Origin of the sequence: Streptomyces dryopteridis, from assembly GCF_049606955.1 — a bacterium.
In the GTDB taxonomy this organism is placed as follows: Bacteria; Actinomycetota; Actinomycetes; order Streptomycetales; family Streptomycetaceae; genus Streptomyces.
Window position 1 is genome coordinate 5,758,044 of record NZ_CP187113.1, and the last position, 16,901, is coordinate 5,774,944.

At 74.6% G+C, this 16,901-nt stretch carries 13 protein-coding genes; 2 read left to right on the forward strand and 11 right to left on the reverse strand.

Annotation, left to right across the window (positions count from 1 at the left end; translation table 11 throughout):
- Positions 1-92 precede the first annotated feature (92 nt).
- The 4 genes from ACN20G_RS24945 to ACN20G_RS24960 all read right to left on the reverse strand — a co-directional run bounded on the left by ACN20G_RS24945 (position 93) and on the right by ACN20G_RS24960 (position 7,448).
- Positions 93-1,874, reverse strand: a complete 1,782-nt coding sequence (locus tag ACN20G_RS24945) for an ABC transporter ATP-binding protein (protein WP_424215049.1) — start codon at positions 1,872-1,874, stop codon at positions 93-95.
- A complete protein-coding gene (locus tag ACN20G_RS24950; protein WP_424215050.1) occupies positions 1,871-3,685 on the reverse strand; it encodes an ABC transporter transmembrane domain-containing protein in 1,815 nt (604 codons plus the stop codon). Before ACN20G_RS24950 ends, ACN20G_RS24945 begins: the two co-directional genes overlap by 4 nt.
- A gap of 229 nt (positions 3,686-3,914) precedes the next feature.
- Positions 3,915-6,851: an FAD-binding and (Fe-S)-binding domain-containing protein gene (locus ACN20G_RS24955; RefSeq protein WP_424215051.1), complete on the reverse strand. Its 2,937-nt coding sequence runs from the start codon at positions 6,849-6,851 to the stop codon at positions 3,915-3,917.
- Positions 6,852-6,914: 63 nt separating this feature from the next.
- Positions 6,915-7,448, reverse strand: a complete 534-nt coding sequence (locus ACN20G_RS24960) for a MarR family winged helix-turn-helix transcriptional regulator (RefSeq protein ID WP_424215052.1) — start codon at positions 7,446-7,448, stop codon at positions 6,915-6,917.
- Between the two features lie 97 nt (positions 7,449-7,545).
- Between ACN20G_RS24960 and ACN20G_RS24965 the strand changes: the two genes are divergently transcribed.
- Positions 7,546-9,546, forward strand: a complete 2,001-nt coding sequence (locus tag ACN20G_RS24965; RefSeq protein WP_424215053.1) for an ABC transporter ATP-binding protein — start codon at positions 7,546-7,548, stop codon at positions 9,544-9,546.
- Positions 9,547-9,693: 147 nt separating this feature from the next.
- Positions 9,694-10,566 carry an endolytic transglycosylase MltG gene (gene mltG, locus ACN20G_RS24970; protein ID WP_424215054.1) on the forward strand — a complete coding sequence of 291 codons (873 nt, stop codon included), beginning with the start codon at positions 9,694-9,696 and terminating at the stop codon, positions 10,564-10,566.
- On the opposite strand, the gene ACN20G_RS24975 is transcribed toward mltG, so the two are convergent.
- From ACN20G_RS24975 to ACN20G_RS25005, 7 genes are all read right to left on the reverse strand, one after another.
- A complete protein-coding gene (locus tag ACN20G_RS24975) occupies positions 10,567-11,631 on the reverse strand; it encodes an NAD(P)-binding domain-containing protein (protein WP_424215671.1) in 1,065 nt (354 codons plus the stop codon).
- Positions 11,632-11,750: 119 nt separating this feature from the next.
- The gene (locus ACN20G_RS24980; RefSeq protein ID WP_424215055.1) at positions 11,751-12,845 is read right to left on the reverse strand and encodes an LLM class flavin-dependent oxidoreductase; all 1,095 of its coding nucleotides are present in this window, start codon (positions 12,843-12,845) and stop codon (positions 11,751-11,753) included.
- The gene (locus tag ACN20G_RS24985; RefSeq protein ID WP_424215056.1) at positions 12,845-13,888 is read right to left on the reverse strand and encodes an ABC transporter substrate-binding protein; all 1,044 of its coding nucleotides are present in this window, start codon (positions 13,886-13,888) and stop codon (positions 12,845-12,847) included. Before ACN20G_RS24985 ends, ACN20G_RS24980 begins: the two co-directional genes overlap by 1 nt.
- A gap of 61 nt (positions 13,889-13,949) precedes the next feature.
- Positions 13,950-14,693, reverse strand: coding sequence for an ABC transporter ATP-binding protein (locus ACN20G_RS24990; RefSeq protein ID WP_424215057.1), 744 nt, complete (start codon positions 14,691-14,693; stop codon positions 13,950-13,952).
- Positions 14,666-15,571, reverse strand: a complete 906-nt coding sequence (locus tag ACN20G_RS24995) for an ABC transporter permease (protein WP_424215058.1) — start codon at positions 15,569-15,571, stop codon at positions 14,666-14,668. Before ACN20G_RS24995 ends, ACN20G_RS24990 begins: the two co-directional genes overlap by 28 nt.
- A 237-nt stretch (positions 15,572-15,808) precedes the next feature.
- Positions 15,809-15,892, reverse strand: a complete 84-nt coding sequence (locus tag ACN20G_RS25000) for a putative leader peptide (protein ID WP_424215672.1) — start codon at positions 15,890-15,892, stop codon at positions 15,809-15,811.
- 182 nt (positions 15,893-16,074) lie between these two features.
- The gene (locus ACN20G_RS25005) at positions 16,075-16,764 is read right to left on the reverse strand and encodes an HAD family hydrolase (protein ID WP_424215059.1); all 690 of its coding nucleotides are present in this window, start codon (positions 16,762-16,764) and stop codon (positions 16,075-16,077) included.
- Positions 16,765-16,901 lie beyond the last annotated feature (137 nt).

The following is a 16,901-nucleotide window of genomic DNA, read 5'->3' on the forward strand; positions in this document are numbered from 1 at the left end:
GGGTCCGACCCACACGGCCGCACCCCGGCGCACGCGTGGACGTGCGCCGGGGTGCGCGGGGCAGCGGGGACCGGAGTTCGGAGCCGGCCGGGTCAGCCGTGCCAGGAGCGCCACAGGGCCGCGTAGGGCCCGTCCGCCGCCACCAGCTCCTCGTGCGAACCCAACTCGGTGATCCGGCCCTCCTCCACCACCGCGATCACGTCGGCGTCGTGCGCCGTGTGCAGCCGGTGCGCGATCGCGATCACCGTCCGGCCCTCCAACACCCGCCCCAAGGAACGCTCCAGGTCACGGGCGGCCCGCGGATCCAACAGGGAGGTGGCCTCGTCCAGCACCAGGGTGTGCGGATCGGCCAACACCAGCCGCGCCAACGCGATCTGCTGCGCCTGCGCCGGGGTCAACGCGGAGGCGCCCGAACCCACCTCCGTGTCCAGCGCGTCCTCCAGCCCGCGCGCCCACTCCGCCGCGTCCACGGCGCCCAGCGCCGCCCACAGCTCGGCGTCCTCGGCGCCCGGCCGCGCCAACCGCAGGTTGTCCCGCAGCGAACCCACGAACACGTGGTGCTCCTGGTTCACCAGGGCCACCTGCTCGCGGACCCGTTCGGCGGGCATCTCCGCCAACCGGGCGCCACCCAGCGAGACCTCTCCGGCCCGGGGACCGTAGATCCCCGCCAGCAGCCGCCCCAGCGTGGACTTGCCCGCGCCCGACGGACCCACCAGCGCCATCCGGGTGCCCGGCGGCACCGCCAACGACACCCCGTGCAGCACGTCCACGCCCTCCCGGTACCCGAAGCGCACCGCGTCGGCCTCCAACAGGCGCCCTTCGGGGGTCACCGAGGCGTCCCCCGAGTCGGGCTCGATCTCGCGCACCCCGACCAGCCGGGCCAGCGACACCTGCGCCACCTGCAACTCGTCGTACCAGCGCAGGATCATCGCGATCGGGTCGATGGTCATCTGCGCGATCAGGGCCCCGGTGGTCAACTGCCCCACCGACATCCACCCGTTCAGCACGCACCAGCCACCGATCACCAACGTGCCCGTCAGGATCACCACGTGCGTCCCGCTCACCACGGGGAACAGCACCGACCGCAGGAACAGCGTGTACCGCTCCCACTGCGTCCACTGCCGCACCCGCAGCTCCGAGAGCTCCACCCGGTGCCCGGCCAGCCGGTGCGCCTCCACGGTCCGCCCCGCGTCCACCGTCTCCGTCAGCGCCGCCGCGACCGCCGCGTACCCGGCCGCCTCCGACCGGTACGCCGAGGGCGCCCGACGGAAGTACCAGCGACAGCCCACCAGGAGGATCGGCAGCGCCAACAGCACCGCCAACGCCAACGGAGGCGCCGTCACCGTCAACGCGCCCAGCAACAGCAGCGCGTACACCACGCCCACGGTCAGCTGCGGCACCGCCTCCCGCATCGCGTTCGACAGCCGGTCCACGTCGGTGGTGATCCGCGACAGCAGATCACCCGTGCCCGCCCGCTCCAACACGCCCGGGGGCAGCCGCACCGCCCGCACCAGGAAGTCCTCGCGCAGATCGGCCAGCATCCGCTCGCCCAGCACCGCGCCCCGCAGCCGCACCTGCGCCGCGAACACGGCCTGCGCGACCAGGGCCACCAGGAACACCGAGATCATCGCGGTCAGCGGCAGTTCGCGCTCACCCGCCGCCAGACGGTCCACCACCCGACCCAGCAGGGTGGGCCCGACCAACGAGGCCAGCACGCCCAGCGCGTTGACGGCCAGCAGCACCAGGAAGGCGGCGCGGTGCCGGCGGAACAAGTCCCGCACGTAGTGGCGCACCGTCGTGGACGTGCCCACCGGCAGGGTGGTCGCCGTGGTCGGCCGCGCCGGGTCGTACTCCGGTTTCTCCAACCCGATCATGCCGAGCGCTCCTCGTGTGCCTCGTGTGTCTCGCCTGCCGTGTCCCGCTCCGTGTCGCGGGTGACCACGGCCCGGTAGCGCGGTTCGGACCGCAACAGCTCGCGGTGCCGCCCGCTGACCAGCGCCTCGCCCTCGTGCACCAACACCACCCGGTCCGCGCGGTCCAGCAGCAGCGGCGAGGAGGTCAGCACCACCGTGGTCCGCTTGTTCCGCAGCGCCGCCAGGCCGTCCGCGATCGCGGCCTCGGTGTGCGAGTCCACCGCCGAGGTCGGCTCGTCCAGCACCAGCACCTCGGGGTCGGTGACCAGCGACCGGGCCAGCGCGAGGCGCTGCCGCTGCCCGCCCGACAGGGACCGGCCGCGTTCGGTGATCCGGGCGTCGAAGGGGTCCTCGACCCCGTCCGGCGCGCCCTGCACCAGGGCCGCCAGCACGTCCTCGCAGTGCGCGGCCCGCAGGGCCTCCTCGGCCCCGACCCGCCGCGAACGCGGCACGGCCAGCAGCTCGCGCAGCGTCCCCGAGAGCAGCACCGGGTCCTTGTCCTGCACGAGGACCAGCTCCCGCGCCGTCCCCAGGGCCAGCTCGTCCAGGGCCACGCCGCCCAGCAGCGCGGACGGAGCCTCCCCGACCGCCCCCGGGTGCCCGCCCAGCCGTTCGGCGAGTCGACCCGCGAGATCCGGGTCCCCGCAGACCACGGCCGTGAGCAGACCGGCCGGGGCGAGGGTGCCGGTGGCCGGGTCGTACAGGTCCCCGCCCGGCTCGGGCGGGGACGCGGCGGGCCGCTCGGCGACCGGGACGGGCCCGGCCTCCGGCAGCGCGTCCCTGGTCAGGGCCAGCACCCGGGCCGCGCGCTGCGCGGAGGGCCGGGAGAAGCTGTAGGCCATCGCGATCTCCTCGAAGTGCCGCAACGGATACAGCAGCAGCGAGACGGCGCTGAACACCGTGACCAGTTCGCCCACGTCCGCCCGACCGGACCGGACCGCGCTCGCCCCGAACCAGACCACCGCCGTCAGCAGCAGCCCCGGCAGCAGCACCTGGGTGCCGTGGATCAGCGCCCACATCCGCGCGCTGCGCACGGCCGCCCGCCGCACCTCCTGCGAGGCGGCCCGGTAGCGGTCCAGGAACAGGTCCTCGCCGCCGATGCCGCGCAGCACGCGCAGCCCCGCCACGGTGTCCGAGGCCAGCTCCGTGGCCTTGCCGGCCTTCTCGCGCTGGGCGTCGGCCCGTTTCGTGGCCGCCGGCAGCAACGGCAGCACCGCCAGGGCCAGCACCGGCACGCCGATCGCGACGACCACGCCGAGGGTCGGCGCGTACCAGGCCAGGGCCACCGTCACGGCGACCACGGTCACCAGCGCGGCCAGGAACCGGGAGATCGCCTCCACGAACCAGCCGATCTTCTCCACGTCGCCCGTGGAGACCGCGACCACCTCGCCGGCCGCGACCCGTCGGGTCAGCGCCGCGCCCAGGCGCGCGGTGTGCCGGGCCAGCAACTGCTGCACCCGGGCCGCCGCCGTGATCCAGTTGGTGACCGCGGTGCGGTGCAGCATCATGTCGCCGAGCGCCACGGCCAGTCCGAGCGCGAGCATCAGGCCCGTGGCCCGCCACAGGCCGCCGCGGTCGCCGTCGACCACCGCCTGCACGCCCGTGCCGAGCGCGAAGGGGAACCCCGAGATGGCCCCGAAGTGCAGCAGGCCCCAACCGGCGCTCTTGAGCTGACCGCCCAATTGGCCGCGGCCGAGCCACCAGAGGAATCGGGGACCGGACCGGGTGTCGGGTACCCCGGGGTCCGAGAACGGTAGGTCACTGATCTGCATGACGCCCCATGACTGTCTTGGATCGCGCTGTCGCGAGGAACGCGAGAGCACCGCAAGGTTCGTCGCGCGCGACCGTGCGGCGCAATCGATTTTCCGTGACGCAAGGGATGTTTCGCCCCGGTCGCAGGCCCCGGGACCCAGGGCACGGCGACTCCGTCCCGTTCCCCCTCGCGGCCCCGGGGGAACGGGAAGCGGAGGACTCCGCGCGCCGACCGGTCAGGCAGACGACCTACGGTCGGGTGGCCTCCTCCAGGGCGATGAGCGCCGAGTAGTAGGTGCGGCCGGTGGCGCGGTCCATGCCCACCTCGCACATCCGGTTCGCCGACAGGTGGGCGTCGAAGGGCCGGGCGGTGACCTCGGCGGCCTCCCGGGCCGTGGCCGAGGCCGTCAACTCGGGGTGCAGCATCCCCCGGTCGCCCGCGAAGGCGCAGCACCCGGCGTCCTCGGGCACCACCACCTCGCTCGCGCATGCCTCGGCCAGCGCCCGCAACTCGGCCTCGTCGCCCAAGTGGCGCATCGAGCAGGTCGGGTGCACCACCGCCGAGTCCATCACCCGGTGGACCGTCAGACGCGGCAGCAGCTCCTCCGCCGCCCACACCAGGGAGTCCACCACCGTCAGCTCCGCGTGCAGCTCCCGGTTGGCGTCGGTGAGGTAGGGCACCACCTCGTGCGCGATGCCCAGGGTGCACGAGGAGGCGTCCACGACCAGCGGCAGTCGGCCGCCGGCCGTCCAGCCCCAGGCGGCCTCCACGATCCGGTTCGCCATCACCCGGTTCCCGGCCTCGTAGCCCTTGGAGTGCCAGATCGTCGCGCAGCAGGTCCCGGTCAGGTCCCCGGGGATCCACACCGGGCGCCCGGCCCGCTCCGAGACCGCCACCACCGCCGCCGGCAACGAGAGCCCCGGGGTGCCCGCGCTCGGGCCGAAGATCCGGTTCACGCACGCCGGGTAGTACACGGCCACCGCCCCGGGCCGGCGGGTCGCGGGCATCCGGCGGGCCGCCGAACCGGGGATCTGCGGCAGCCAGTCGGGCACGAGGTCCGGCCGGACCGCCTTGCGGGCCGCCCCGGTCACCGCGCGCAGCGGCGCGTCCCCGACCACCCGCGTGATCCGGTCGGCCGCGCCCACCGCCAGCCGGGCCGCCGTCTCGATGGCCGCGAACCGGCGGGCCGCCGCGGCCGCCACCCGTTCCTCGCGCGGACTGTGCCGGCGGTGGCGGAACTCCTTCATCAGGGCCCCGGTGTCGATGCCGACCGGGCAGGCCAGCTTGCACGTGGAGTCGCCCGCGCAGGTGTCGACGGCGTCGTACCCGTAGGCGTCCAACAGCTCGTCCAGCACCGGGGATCCGGGGTTCTGGCGCATCATCTCGCGGCGCAGCACGATGCGTTGGCGCGGGGTGGTGGTCAGATCGTGGCTGGGGCAGGTCGGTTCGCAGAACCCGCACTCGATGCACGGGTCGCCGATGGCCTCGACCCGGGGGATGGTCTTCAGGCCGCGCAGGTGGGCCCGCGGGTCGCGGTCGAGGACGATCCGGGGGGCCAGCACCCCCTCGGGGTCGATGATCCGCTTGGTGCGCCACATCAGCTCGGTGGCCTTGGGGCCCCACTCCAGCTCCAGGAAGGGGGCGATGTTGCGGCCGGTGGCGTGCTCGGCCTTCAGGGAGCCGTCGAAGCGTTCCACGGTGAGGGCGCAGAACGCCTCCATGAACGCCGCGTAGCGGTCCACGTCGGCCGGGTCGGCGGCGTCGAAGGCGAGCAGGAAGTGCAGGTTGCCGTGGGCGGCGTGACCGGCGACGGCCGCGTCGAAGCCGTGCTCGGCCTGGAGGGTGAGGAGGGCCTCGCACGCCTCGGCCAGGCGGCTCGGCGGCACGGCGAAGTCCTCGGTGATCAGGGTGGTGCCCGGGGTGCGGGCCCCGCCCACCGCCGTCACGAAGGCTTTGCGGGCCTTCCAGTAGCCGGCGATCAGCCCGGGGTCGGAGGTGAAGGCGTTGGTGACGGACGGCACCGGGGCCACCAGCTCCAGCCCGGCCAGCACCTCGGCGGCCCGCTCCTCGCAGCGCCGCCGGCCCGCCTCGTCCGGGGCCCGGAACTCCACGAGCAGCGCGGTGGTCCCGCGCGGCAGGTCGGCCCAGTCGGCGGGCACCCCGGGCACGCTCACCGAGGCCCGCAGGGTGTTGCCGTCCATCAGCTCCACGGCCAGGGCGCCCGCCTCGTTGAACGCGGGCACGGCGGCGGCCGCCGCCGGCAGTGAGGGGAAGAAGAGCAGGGCCGTGGTCAGTTCGCGGTCCAGCGGCAGGGTGTCGAAGACGGTCTCGGCGATGAAGCCGAAGGTTCCCTCCGAGCCCACCATCAGCCCGCGCAGGATCTCCACCGGGGTGGCGCCGTCGAGGAAGGCGTCGAGGCGATAGCCGTTGGTGTTCTTGATCTCGTGCTTCGCCCGGATCCGCGCGGTCAGCTCCGGGTCCGCCTCGATCTCGGCCTTCAGCTCCAGCAGCCCCCGGCACAGCGCGGGCTCGGCCCGCAACAGCTCCTCGTCGGCGAGCGGATCGGCGGTGTCCACGACCGTGCCCCCGGGCAGCACCACCGTCAGCGAGGACAGGGTGCGGTAGGAGTTGCGGGTGGTGCCGGCGGTCATGCCCGAGGCGTTGTTGGCGACCACCCCGCCGAGGGTGCAGGCGATGGCGCTGGCCGGGTCGGGGCCGAGCACCCGGCCGTGCCGGGCGAGGGCGGCGTTGGCGCGGAACACGGTGGTGCCGGGGGCGATGCGGGCCCGCAGCCCCTCGTCGAGGACCTCCACCCCCACCCAGTGCCGGCGCACGTCCACGAGGATGTCCTCGCCCTGGGCCTGCCCGTTCAGGGAGGTGCCGGCGGCCCGGAAGACCACCTCGCGGCCCCGGCCGCGCGCGTAGGAGAGCACGGTGGACACGTCGTCGACGTCCTCGGCGACCACCACCACCTGGGGCACGAACCGGTAGGGCGAGGCGTCGGAGGCGTAGCGGACCAGGTCGGAGACCTTCCACAACACCTTCTCGGCGCCCAGCAGCGCGGTCAGCTCCGCGCGCAGGGTCTCGGGGGTGCCGGTCGCCCGCCGCTCGGGCACCCGGTCCGGGGCCGGTGCCCGCAGGCTGCGGGGGCGCAGCGCCCCGGGCTTCGGTTCCAGCAGCGGCATGGGGACCCCTCGCCTTCGTCGTCGTGCCGCCGTCGGCCCCGCGGCCGGTGTGCGCGTCCCGGGTCAGTGCCGACGGCCGCCGGCCGGGGTGTCGGCCAGCGCGCTCAGCAGGCCGCCCAGCAGGTCGCGCTGGTCGGCGGTCAATGGTGCAAGGATCTCCTCCGCCGCGTCCGTCCGCGCGTTGCGCAGCTCGCGCAGCGTGGCGCGCCCGGCGTCGGTCAGCTCGATCCGGATCACGCGGCGGTTGGCGGGGTCGGGGGCCCGGCGCACCCGGTCGGCCCCCTCCAGGGCGTCGACGAGGCTGGTCACGGCCCGGGGCACGACCTCCAGCCGGGCCGCGAGGTCGGCCATCCGGGGCGGCTGGGGGCCCTCCCAGTAGGCGACCAGGCGCAGCAGCCGGGACTGGGCGGGGGTGATGCCCAGGGGTTCCATGCGGCGCTTCTGCGCGCGGTGCAGGCGTTTGGTGAGCCGCAGCAGTTCCTCGGCGAGCGCGCCGTCCGGGTCCGCGTCCGCCTCGGCCCGCGGGCCGGAAGGGAACTCGGGGCAGGGGCCGGACGCGGGGTGTTCGGCGGGGGCGCCGGCGGGAGAGGGACTCATGGCCCGCACCCTATCAGGAGCAGGCTCATTGTGAGTATAGGTAACAATGAGCTAGCCTCTTTGTTTGCGTGGAAGAATCAGACCGAGGAGGGTGCCTGTGCATCACGACGAACCGCAGTGGACGCCGCCCAACCGTCCCCTCGACCCCCGCGGCCCCGCCCCGGCGGAGCGCCCGCGCGAGCTGCGCCGAATAGCCCGGCTGTTCCGCCCCTACCGCGGCCGGCTGGGCCTCGTCGGCCTGCTGGTCGGCGCGTCCTCGCTGGTCACCGTGGCCTCGCCGTTCCTGCTGCGCGAGATCCTGGACGTCGCGATCCCGCAGGGCCGCACCGGGCTGCTCAGCCTGCTCGCCCTCGGCATGATCGCCACCGCCGTGATGACCAGCGTCTTCGGAGTGCTCCAGACCTTCATCTCGACCACCGTCGGCCAGCGGGTCATGCACGACCTGCGCACCGCCGTCTACGCCCGCCTCCAGCGCATGTCCCTGGCCTTCTTCACCCGGACCCGCACCGGCGAGGTGCAGTCCCGGATCGCCAACGACATCGGCGGCATGCAGGCCACCGTCACCTCCACCGCCACCTCCCTGGTCTCCAACCTGACCGCCGTGATCGCCACCGTCGTGGCCATGATCGCGCTGGACTGGCGGCTCACCCTGGTCTCGCTGGCGCTGCTGCCCTTCTTCGTGTGGATCAGCCGCCGGGTCGGCAACGAGCGCAAGAAGATCACCGCCGAGCGCCAGCGCCAGATGGCGACCATGGCCGCCAACGTCACCGAGTCCCTCTCCGTCAGCGGCATCCTGCTGGGCCGCACCATGGGCCGGGCCTCCTCCCTGACCTCCTCCTTCGCCACCGAGTCCGAGCGGCTCGTGGACCTGGAGGTCCGCTCCGGCATGGCCGGGCGCTGGCGGATGTCCACGATCGGCATCGTCATGGCCGCGATGCCCGCCCTGATCTACTGGGCCGCCGGCATCGCCCTCCAGACCGGCGCCCCGGCCGTCTCGGTCGGCACCCTCGTCGCCTTCGTCACCCTCCAGCAGGGCCTGCTGCGGCCCACCGTGAGCCTGCTCTCCACCGGCGTGCAGATCCAGACCTCGCTGGCCCTGTTCACCCGCATCTTCGAGTACCTGGACCTGCCGGTGGAGATCACCGAACGGCCCGACCCGGTTCACCTGGACCGGGCCCGGGGCGAGGTCCGCTTCGAGCGGGTCCGCTTCTCCTACGCCGCCGCCGACGCGGCCGGCCGCGCGGGCGACCCGCCCCGGGTGATCCTCACCAAGGACGGCGCCACCACCGGGGCCCGGCGCGACACCCTCGTGGACATCGACCTCACCGTCCCCGCCGGCGGCTCCCTCGCCGTGGTCGGGGCCACCGGCTCCGGCAAGAGCACCCTCGGCCTGCTCGTGCCCCGGCTCTACGACGTGACCGAGGGCCGGGTCACCCTCGACGGGGTCGACGTGCGCGACCTGGACTTCGACTCGCTGGCCCGCGCCGTCGGCGTGGTCTCCCAGGAGACCTACCTGTTCCACGCCTCCGTCGCCGACAACCTGCGCTTCGCCAAGCCCGAGGCCACCGACGAGGAGATCGAGGCCGCCGCCCGCGCCGCCCAGATCCACGAGCACATCGCCTCCCTGCCCGAGGGCTACGACACCCTGGTCGGCGAACGCGGCCACCGCTTCTCCGGCGGCGAGAAACAGCGCCTGGCGATCGCGCGCACCATCCTGCGCGACCCGCCGGTGCTGCTCCTGGACGAGGCCACCAGCGCCCTGGACACCCACACGGAGCACGCCGTGCAGCGCGCGATCGACTCCCTCTCGGCCGGCCGCACCACGATCACCATCGCCCACCGCCTGTCCACCGTCCGCGACGCCGACGAGATCGTGGTCCTGGACGCCGGTCGGATCGCGGAGCGCGGCACGCACGAGGAACTGGTCGCCCTCGACGGCCGCTACGCCGCCCTCGTGCGCCGGGACGCCGACACCGCCGCCCACCCCGGCGCGTCGGACCCCTCGGACGAGGGCGCGAACCACGGCACGGACGGGGGCGTGAACGGGAGCGCGAACGGGTCCCCGCGCGGGCGGCGCCCGGCCGCCGTGACCCCGTGACGCACGCGCGGGGCCGACGAGACGCGTGGGACGGGCGGGTCCCATGGGGCGGCCGGGACGTGGGATTCGGGGGAGTGGTGCGATATTCCGCCCGGCACCCGGGCGATGTGCGAGGAATGTCCGACTGTCCGGGCTAGCGTGACGGACATGCGCCCCGCATACCGGCACCCCCCGCACCCGCCGTCACGGCGTGGCCGGGCCCGGCTCACCCGCCGCGGCCGGCTCACCCTCTTCCTCACCGCCCTCACGGCCGTCGGCGCCCTGATCCTGCTGCTGCCCGACTCCGGGGACCCCCCGTCCGCGCCCCCCGAGGCCCGCCGCCTCGTCGTCCCCGAGGGCCGCCGGGCCACCGAGGTGTACGCCGCCGTGGACCGGGCCCTGAGACTCCCCGCCGGCAGCGCGGCCGCCGAGGCCGCCCGGCTGCGCCCCGCCCTGCCCGCCGAGGCCAAGGGCAACCCCGAGGGCTTCCTCTTCCCCGCCACCTACCCCCTCACCGACGGCACCACGGCCGGCGGACTCCTGGCCCACATGGTGCGGACCGCCACGGAACGGATCGCCGCCCCCACCGTGGCCGGCCCCGGCAAGGCCCACGGGATGACCCCCTACCAGATCGCCACGATGGCGAGCATCGTGCAGGCCGAGGCCGACAACAAGGCCGACATGGGGAAGGTGGCCCGGGTCATCCACAACCGGCTGGCCCGCTCCATGCCGCTCCAGATGGACTCCACCGTCAACTACGCCCTGCGCCGCTCCACCCTCGACACCAGCCTGCGCGACACCCGGGTCGACCACCCCTTCAACACCTACCGCCGACAGGGCCTGCCACCCACCCCGATCGACAACCCGGGCGCCGAGGCCCTCGCCGCGGCCGTCGCCCCCACCCCCGGGAACTGGCTGTACTTCGTCACGGTGGCCCCCGGGGACACCCGGTTCGCCGCCGACTACGCCGCCCACCAGCGCAATGTCGAGCTGTTCAACAAGAACCGCGCCGCCGCCAAGGCCGGCCCGCCCCGCCCCTGATCAGGCCGGCACCGCGACCGCCGGACGGGCCAGGAACGCGGCCAGCTCGCGGGCCACCGCGCCCCCGGCCCGGTTCGCGCCGATCGTGCTCGCCGAGGGCCCGTAGCCCACGAGGTGCACCCGCTCGTCACGGGCCGCCCGGGTGCCCGCCATCCGGATCCCGCCACCGGGCTCGCGCAGCCGCAGCGGCGCCAGGTGCTCCATCGCGGGCCGGAAGCCGGTGGCCCACAGGATCACGTCGACCTCCTCCGCGTGCCCGTCCGCCCAGATCGGCCCGGCCGGCCCGATCCGTTCGAACATCGGCCGGCGCTCCAGCACCCCGTTCGCGAGCCCGTCCCGCACCGCCCGCGTCAGCTGCAATCCGGTCACGGTCACCACGCTCTGCGGCGGCAGCCCGCGCCGGACCCGCTCCTCCACCAGCGCCACCGCCGCCCGGCCCTGCTCCGGCCCGAAGCCCTCCTCGTGGAACACGGGCGGCCGCCGCGTCACCCAGCGGACGGACGCCGCGAGCGGCGCGATCTCCAGCAGGTGCTGCACGGCCGAGGTCCCGCCGCCGACCACCACCACCCGCAGCCCCGCGAACTCCTCCGGCCCCCGGTAGTCGGCGGTGTGCGGCTGCCGGCCCCGGAACGAGTCCGCGCCCGGGTAGGACGGCCGGAACGGCCGGTCCCAGGTCCCGGTGGCGTTCACCAGCGCCCGGGTCGAGAACCGGCCGGCGTCGGAGTCCACCAACAGCCGCCCGGCCGCCCCCGGGGTCCCGTCCTCGGTCACCGAGCGCACGTGCGCCGGCCGCAGCACGGGCAGCCCCTCGTCCCGCTCGTACGCGCCGAAGTACGCGCCGATCACCTCCGCCGACGGCCGCCCCGGATCCGCCTCCGGCACCCGGGTGCCGGGCAGCGGGTGCATCCCGTGCACCCGCTCCCAGGTCAGCGTCGGCCACCGGAACTGCCAGGCCCCGCCGGGCGCCGGCGCGTGGTCCAGGACCACGTGCCCGATCGCCCGCCGGCGCAGGTGGTGCGAGGCGGAGAGGCCGGCCTGGCCGGCGCCGATCACCACCACGTCCACCGCGCGGACGGGGGAGCCGGCCCCGGCGCCCCGGGCGCCGGCCTGTTCGGGGGTCTGCGCGAATCCGTTCACGCCCTGACCAACCCGCGCCGCCCCCGAACCCTTCCCGGCCCCGGCGCTCAGTCCCCGAGCAGGCCGCGCGAACGCAGCTCCGGGGTCACTCCCTCGCCGAACCAGTACGCCTCCTCCAGGTGCGGGTAGCCGGAGAGCACGAAGTTCTCCACGCCCAGCGCGTGGTACTCCTCGATCCGGTCGGCCACGTCGGCGTGGCTGCCGACCAGTGCCGTGCCGGCCCCGCCGCGCACCAGACCCACCCCGGCCCACAGGTTCGGGGAGATCTCCAGCTTGTCCCGGGACCCGCCGTGCAGCGCCAGCATCCGCTGCTGGCCCACCGACTCGCTCTGCCCCAGCAGGTGCTGGGCGGTGGCGATGTCGGATTCGTCCAGGTCGTCGAGCAGCCGGTCGGCGGCCCCCCACGCGTCCTTCGCGGAATCCCGCGAGATGGTGTGCAGCCGGATCCCGAACCGGACGGTCCGGCCGCGCTCGGCGGCCAGCTCCCGGATCCAGTCGATCTTCTCCTTCACCTGCTGCGGGGGCTCGCCCCAGGTCAGGTACACATCGGCGTGCTCGGCGGCGACGGGCCCGGCCGCCGCCGAGGACCCGCCGAAGAAGATCTCGGGCAGCGGGTCCGGCGGTATCGCGGTGATCCCGCCCTCCACCTGGTAGTGCTCCCCGGCGAAGTCGAAGGGCCGGCCGCCCCAGACCCCGCGAACCACCGACAGGAACTCGGCGGTCCGCTCGTAGCGGCGGTCGTGGTCGAGGTGGTCGCCGAACCGGCGCTGCTCGGCGGAGTCGCCGCCGGTCACCACGTTCAGCAGCAGCCGGCCGCGCGAGACCCGCTGGAAGGTGGCGGCCATCTGCGCCGCGAGGGTGGGCGCGATCACCCCGGGCCGGAAGGCCACGAGGAACTTGAGCCGCTCGGTGTGCTGGGAGAGGGCCATGGTGGTCAGCCAGGCGTCCTCGCACCAGGTGCCGGTGGGGGTCAGCACGGCCTCGAAGCCGAGCCGTTCGGCGGCCTTCGCGATCTGGGCCAGGTACTCCACGTCGGGCTCGCGGACCCCGGCGGCCCGCGTGTTGTGCGCGTAGGCGTGCCGGTCCACGAGGGTGCGGCCGTCCCCGCCGGTCGGCAGGAACCAGTGCAGGCGGACGGTCATCAGGACTCCTTGGCGATCGTGCGGGGCGCGGTGGTGGAGGGCGGCAGCTTCTCGTTGAAGCGGGTGTCCACGAAGTCCTTGAAGACGACCTTCGAGGGGATCAGCTTCAGTTCGGCGAAGGTGTCGGCGACGGCCTGCTCGGAGGCGGTGGCCGCGTCGTCCACGGCCACCGGGATCCGGGTGCCGTTGCTGCGCTTGACGGCGTCCAGGGCCACCGCGTAGGGCAGCCCGGTCTCCTTGGCCCACACCTTCGCCCACTCCCGCGGGTGCTCGCCGGCCCAGGCCGTGGCGCGCTGGATCCGCTTGAGGAAGTCGCCGATGGCCTTGGACTTCGCGGGGTCCTCCAGCGCGGCGGGCGCGGCCACCTGGAAGGTCAGCCCGTTGACGAGGCCCTCGCCGTCGCTGAGCACCCGGCCGCCGGTCCCCAGGACCTGCGCGGTGTACGGGTCCCAGACGGCCCAGGCGTCCACCTTGCCGGTGTTGAACGCGGCCAGCGCGTCGGCGGGCTGGAGGTGGTTGATCGTGACGTCGGACGGGGTCAGCCCGGCCTTCCTCAGGGTGGCGATCAGCTGGTAGTGGGCCGAACTGCCCTGGGCCACCGCGATCCTCTTGCCCTTGAGCTCGGTGGGGGACTTGAGCGCGGAGCCCTTCGGCACGAGCAGCGCCTCCCCGGCCGCCGAGCCCTTGCCCGCGCCGACCACCTTGAACCGGGACTTCGCGGCGGCGGCGAACACCGGCGGGGTGTTGCCCACCCCGCCCACGTCCACGGCCTTGGCGTTGATCGCCTCGATCAGCGGGGGACCGGAGGTGAACGTGGACCAGGTGATCGCGTAGTCGGTGCCCTCCAGTTCGCCGGCGGCGCGCAGCAGGGACTCGTACCCGCCCTTCTGGTCGCCGACCCGCAGGGTCACCTTCGCGCCGGCGTTCCCGGCGGGCGCGGCCTTGTCGGCGGATCCGGCGGCCCCGGTGTCGGCGCCGCAGGCGGTCAGGGCCAGGGACAGCGGCAGCGCGGCGGCCAGGGCCAGGACGGAACGTCGTCTCATGGGTGGTCTTCTCGTTCTGTGAGAGGGCGGACGGCAGAGGGGAGAGAGGGGGGTGTCGGGGTCAGTCCACGCCGAGTTCGGCGAGCAGTCGGGCCCGCAGCGCCGCGAACTCCGGGTCGCCCACGGAGCGCGGGCGGGGCAGGTCCACGGGGGTGTCGTGGGCGATCCGGCCCTGGTCCATCACCAGCACGCGGTCGGCGAGCAGCAGTGCCTCGTCCACGTCGTGGGTGACCAACAGGACGGCGCAGCCGCGTCGTTGCCACAGTTCGGCGACGAGCCGCTGGGCCTTGATGCGGGTCAGCGCGTCCAGGGCGCCGAAGGGTTCGTCGAGCAGCAGCAGATCCGGTTCGCGGACCAGCGCGCGGGCCAGGGAGGCCCGCTGGGCCTCGCCGCCGGAGAGGGTCTTGGGCCAGGCGTCCACCCGGTGCTCCAGGCCCACCTCCGTGAGCGCGGCCACGGCCCGCTCCCGGTCCGGCCGGCCGGGCAGCCCCAGCACCACGTTGCGCCAGACCCGCTTCCACGGCATCAGCCGGGGTGCCTGGAAGGCCACCGCCTTGCGGGCGGAGACCAGCACGGAGCCCTCGATCTCCCGGTCGAGACCGGCCAGCACCCGCAGCAGGGTGGACTTGCCGCAGCCGCTGCGCCCGAGCAGGGCAGTGAACTCCCCGGCGCGCAGCGAGAGGTCGAGGCCGTCGATGACGGCCCGGCCGTCGAAGGCGCGGGTCAGCCCGGTGACGCGCACGGAGTCGGCGGCGTCGGTGTCGGGAGCGGGGGCGGTCAGCGGCCCGTGAACGTCGGTCGCCATTGCAGCAACAGCCTTTCGAGAGTGCGGACGGCGAGGTCGGCGACGAGGCCGAGGACGGCGTAGACCACGAGGCAGACCACGATCACGTCGGTGCGGAAGAACTCGCGGGCCTGGTTCATCAGGAAGCCGATGCCGGCGTCCGCGTTGATCGATTCGCCGAAGACCAGCGCGAGCCAGGCCGTGGCCAGCGAGTAGCGCAGCCCCGTCATGAACCCGGGCAGGGCCCCCGGCAGCACCACGTGCCGCACCAGCCCCCAGCGCCCCAGCGACAGGGCGCCGCCGGCCTCGATCAACTGCTCGTCCACGCCCCGGATCCCGGCGTACACGTTGAGGTACAGGTGGAAGGCGGTGCCGAGCGCGATGAGGGCGACCTTGGGGGCCTCCCCGATGCCCATCCAGATGATGAACAGCGGGATCAGGCCGACCCACGGCACCGTGCGCAGCATCTGCACGCTCGCGTCGATCAGGTCCTCGCCCAGCCGGGACAGGCCCGAGAGCAGGGCCAGTCCGGTGCCGATCACCCCGCCCACGGCCAGGCCGATCACGACCCGCTGGAGCGAGACCGCCATGGCCTCCGGGAGGGTGCCGTCCGCGATCAGCTCCACTCCGGCGGCGGCTATCCGGGCCGGCGGGGCCAGGGTCTCCTCCGGCAGCCACCCCAGCACCCCGGCGAGCTGCCACAGCCCGAGCAGGGCCAGCGGGCCGCTGAGCCGACGGATCCAGCGCGGCACGGACCGCCGCCGCGCCGAGGAGGGCACCACGGCGACCAGCGGGGCGGCGGCCTTCGCGGGAGCGGGGTCGGCGGCGGGGGCGAGCGGGTCGGCGGCGCCGGGCGCGGCGGTCGCGGCGGTTTCGGGTGGGGCGTGACCGATGGTCATGGCGGCTCCGGATGAGGTGGCGGCGCGGGCCCGGTGTCCCGGGGCACGCCGGAACGGCGCGGGTCGCCGCGCGCGGGGGCCCGCCCGGGGTCCGAGGGGACGGGGCGTGACGAAGAGAGGTGCGGGGACGCCGACCGGGCGGGTCCGCGGGGTCGGCGGGGGCGGCGGGGTCCGTGGATCGTCACGGTCGCGCCGCGCGGGCGCCCCCCGACGCCGGGGGCGACGTGAACAGGGGCGTCAGCGACCGCGACAACAGGCGGCGGAGGCCACCCGCAGCAGGTCGATGTGACCGCGCGTGGTGAGCAGGGCTGTACGCGACATGTCGCCGAAGGTAGCCGGCCCCGCGCCGGCCGGTCAACGGCCCGACCGGCCTGGACACACGGACTTCACGAACGGCTTTCGGCCGGCCCGGCCGAAACAATCCGGTCCGTGGCACGGCGAAGGCCCCGCGCCGGGTGGGTTCCGGGGCGGGGCCTCGTGCTCGGGGCCTGGTGCGGGGTGGGTCAGTCGCGGACCGGTTCGGTGCGGCGGGCCGCGAACCAGTCCAGCATCTCGGCCGCGTCGAAGGCGTCCTGGCCCCCGCGCACCAGCAGGGTCACGTCGGCGAAGGCCGGGTCCTCGGCGCTGCGCTCGGTGTAGGGCAGCACGACGCAGCTCATCCCGGCGGCCTTGGCCGCGAGCGCGCCGGGCACCGCGTCCTCCAGGACCAGGCAGTCGGCGGGGTCGGTGCCGAGCAGTTCGGCGGCGGCGAGGAACACGTCGGGTTCGGGCTTGCCCCGTTCGACCTCCTCGGCGGAGATCACGGTGGTCAGCAGCTCGGACAGGCCGGTGCCGTCGAGGACCGCGTCGATCGCGGCGCGGGAGGAGCCGGAGGCCACCGCCATCGGCACCCCGGCCGCGTGCAGCCCCTCCACGAAGGCGCGCATCTGCGGGAAGACGGGGGTGGCGGTGCGGGCCAGCTCCAGGTAGGCGGCGTTCTGCTCGGCCAGCAGGACCTCGACGGGGGTCTCGATGCCGTGGAGGTCGCGCAGGATCTCCAGTGTCTCCAGGGTGCCGATGCCGATGTACTCGGCGTGGTCCTCCCAGGTGAAGTCGGTGACCCCGTGGCGTTCCAGGGTGCGGCGACCCGACTCGTAGTAGTTGGGTTCGCTGTCCACCAGCGTGCCGTCGAGATCGAATATGACCGCGATCATCCCGTGCTGTCCGTCCCTGTCGCTCCGGTTTCGTCCTGTCCCACCCAGGATGTCAGGTTTCGCGAGCGTTCCGGCCCGCGGAGTTCACCGCGGGCCGGAACGCTCGCGCGCGGGCGGGGCGTCCGCCGTGCGGGCGG

What these genes read in the sequence shown, in the direction of transcription:
- ACN20G_RS24955 (WP_424215051.1), bottom strand. Translation starts at nt 6,851, where the DNA reads ATGCCGCTGCTGGAACCGAAGCCCGGGGCGCTGCGCCCCCGCAGCCTG.
- ACN20G_RS24980 (WP_424215055.1), bottom strand. Translation starts at nt 12,845, where the DNA reads ATGACCGTCCGCCTGCACTGGTTCCTGCCGACCGGCGGGGACGGCCGC.
- ACN20G_RS24945 (WP_424215049.1), bottom strand. Translation starts at nt 1,874, where the DNA reads ATGATCGGGTTGGAGAAACCGGAGTACGACCCGGCGCGGCCGACCACG.
- ACN20G_RS24990 (WP_424215057.1), bottom strand. Translation starts at nt 14,693, where the DNA reads ATGGCGACCGACGTTCACGGGCCGCTGACCGCCCCCGCTCCCGACACC.
- ACN20G_RS24985 (WP_424215056.1), bottom strand. Translation starts at nt 13,888, where the DNA reads ATGAGACGACGTTCCGTCCTGGCCCTGGCCGCCGCGCTGCCGCTGTCC.
- mltG (WP_424215054.1), top strand. Translation starts at nt 9,694, where the DNA reads ATGCGCCCCGCATACCGGCACCCCCCGCACCCGCCGTCACGGCGTGGC.
- ACN20G_RS24950 (WP_424215050.1), bottom strand. Translation starts at nt 3,685, where the DNA reads ATGCAGATCAGTGACCTACCGTTCTCGGACCCCGGGGTACCCGACACC.
- ACN20G_RS25000 (WP_424215672.1), bottom strand. Translation starts at nt 15,892, where the DNA reads ATGTCGCGTACAGCCCTGCTCACCACGCGCGGTCACATCGACCTGCTG.
- ACN20G_RS24960 (WP_424215052.1), bottom strand. Translation starts at nt 7,448, where the DNA reads ATGAGTCCCTCTCCCGCCGGCGCCCCCGCCGAACACCCCGCGTCCGGC.
- ACN20G_RS25005 (WP_424215059.1), bottom strand. Translation starts at nt 16,764, where the DNA reads ATGATCGCGGTCATATTCGATCTCGACGGCACGCTGGTGGACAGCGAA.
- ACN20G_RS24995 (WP_424215058.1), bottom strand. Translation starts at nt 15,571, where the DNA reads ATGACCATCGGTCACGCCCCACCCGAAACCGCCGCGACCGCCGCGCCC.